3 protein-coding genes are annotated in these 2,238 nt (G+C 36.0%); all 3 read right to left on the minus strand.

Going from position 1 to position 2,238, the window contains the following annotated elements:
- Positions 1–400: 400 nt before the first annotated feature.
- Positions 401–838 (minus strand): hypothetical protein, encoded by a 438-nt coding sequence (locus tag CXF82_RS01240; RefSeq protein ID WP_102043538.1) that lies wholly within the window; start codon positions 836–838, stop codon positions 401–403.
- A 154-nt stretch (positions 839–992) separates the two neighbouring features.
- The gene (locus tag CXF82_RS01245; RefSeq protein ID WP_102043539.1) at positions 993–1,640 is read right to left on the minus strand and encodes a hypothetical protein; all 648 of its coding nucleotides are present in this window, start codon (positions 1,638–1,640) and stop codon (positions 993–995) included.
- Positions 1,641–1,720: 80 nt separating this feature from the next.
- Positions 1,721–2,238: hypothetical protein (locus CXF82_RS22225; protein ID WP_180961150.1), on the minus strand; the 518-nt coding region annotated here is incomplete at its 5' end.

Genomic DNA, 2,238 nt, shown 5'->3' on the forward strand with positions numbered 1-2,238 from the left:
ACCTCCATGTAGGCTCTGCTGAAAAATCCCTTTTTCAGAAGCTTGCACGTTCCACAGCAGATGATCTGCCAGCGAGTTCAAAGTAGCGTCTAGCTCATTTCTGGACAGGAATTGGTTAGAGCAACCACTCTAATTAACCAGAAATTGATTAGAAAAAGTAACTTAGCCCCCTAATTCGCTCCGACCCCTTTATCTCGACTGACATAGATGTATTATTATATTAGCTGAAAACGCTAAGGGAGCATCATGATTGAAAAATAAGTGCTTCGAAAATAACAATTCAAATAGATCGAACTCTCGATCTGCTATTTGCTTAATAAAGAGTATTAATAAACCTCATCCTCGGGCTTGTTCAACACTTGGGATAAGGACGCGGCTTCGCGCGGCCTATCCTTATACGTTATGTGGTTTTTTCAGATTTGCCCGAGATCGGGGGCATTAAGTAATATAATAAATATAGCATTACAATCTGTAATAAAAGACCTATCAATTTTGGATTAATCTCTTGAAAATTAATAAAGAGAGCAGCGTGCATTGCCAAATAAACACCAAGAGTATTGTATCCCCATTTCCTGCGAGCAATAGCTCCTGCAGAGCCAGTCGATAACAAAACGCCCATAGCAAATATATAACCAAAGTATCCATTTAAACTAAACGGGAGTATTTGATCATTTACTCGAGCGTCAATGAATACTTTAACCTCTGCAACCCCTTCAGCTAAATCAGGAAAATTGACTACGTCTAAAGTTTGAGCTAACAAAGAAGCGCCTACGCCAATCCTTACCAGCCCATATCCAAGTAAAAGTATTGCTATAAAAATTCCTATAATACGTTTCATGGGACCACCATACTGGTTATTAATAAATTACTGTGATTCTGAATGCCAACCCTATGAACCACATAACGCAGCGTTAAGCGGACTAAAATTGTGGGTTGTAATGTGTAGCAAAGTGAAACGTAACCAACTGTTTTAGTTCCGTTTAAATGCCTTGTTAAGTTTCAACTAATAAACTTTCGGCTTTCCTGAGAAGAGCTGCCATTTTTAATGTTCTATTTGTTATTCCAAACCAAACGGCCCAACCTTCATTGTTACCAGCAACACTAGAGAATGATTTTGGATCAGGTAATAATAACCTTAATCGCACTAAGTCATTAATGTATACAAATATTGCTTCTTCATCCCAACCGTGGCCTTTAAATACACCATGATTATTGTGATGTATTCCTGCTCTAGGGTATGGAATATTTTCTTTTTGCGTCTCCAGTTCGGAAGCGAGTAAAAAGAAGTCAAGTAGATCGTCATTCATTTCTTTCATTGCAGAAATAAAGGTGATTTTTTCTGACTTTTCAAAATCAAAATCACTGTCCTGACAGTAGATTAAGGCAATAGCCATTCGAACTCTTCTACTAGAAGTATGTAAAATTGAATCTGCAAATTTCGCTAGAACTTCTTGCCCAACGTGGCTATGAATATATTCGTTGAGTTTTGATTGCTCAGCAATACTTATGTATTCATATCTTAATTCCACATACTTTAAAAATTCTTCTAGGCGATTTTCTTGACTAGCTCTATGGGCTTTTAAAAGAATTTTAAAAGTACTAGTAGCAAGCTTTGTTGGATTTTTTAAAGTTAACTCCATACATACCTCTGAAACTTACGCCTAAATAACAGGCTAAAAATAGTGGGCTAAAATGGAGCGGAGCGAACAGCCCGCTGTTTTTAGTCCTTGTTAATTTTCTTGTTATATTCTGATTTCATACCGTATTTGGCTAGCTTTTCACCCAACTCATCAATTCTAAATTTATTTACTTGACGAGTTGCTACACCAAGCGAAATTAATAGCCCTTCATTTTCTAGTCTTGCAGACATATTCTTCACACTAGAATTATTGTTTTGATAATATTTTTCTAATGCTAAAAGTGCTGGGATGGAACAAGAATGAATAATATAAGCAAGAGTTTTATACTCGCTGACATTCAATTTACCATTTGCTAGACCAACAATTAACTGACCAAGTATTTTTGCTTTTAAGGGCTTAATAGAAGTAACTATTGTATCAAATATGACTTCCGCACATTCTTCATCAATACCAGAGCCATTGGATAATTTTTCATATAGTTTTTCGGAATCAGGCTGCCCGACGCCATCTATAAAAGCTTCATAATTTCTTTTTATTTTATTTTTTTGATAAACATCTTTGATTGCTAGGATTTTAACTGCTTCAGCTACAATAGGAA

The organism is Shewanella sp. GutDb-MelDb, assembly GCF_002836075.1.
Lineage (GTDB): Bacteria > Pseudomonadota > Gammaproteobacteria > Enterobacterales > Shewanellaceae > Shewanella.

Bases quoted from the DNA above. Each gene is read 5' to 3' on its own strand.
- CXF82_RS01245 (WP_102043539.1), bottom strand. From the start codon at position 1,640: ATGGAGTTAACTTTAAAAAATCCAACAAAGCTTGCTACTAGTACTTTT.
- CXF82_RS01240 (WP_102043538.1), bottom strand. From the start codon at position 838: ATGAAACGTATTATAGGAATTTTTATAGCAATACTTTTACTTGGATAT.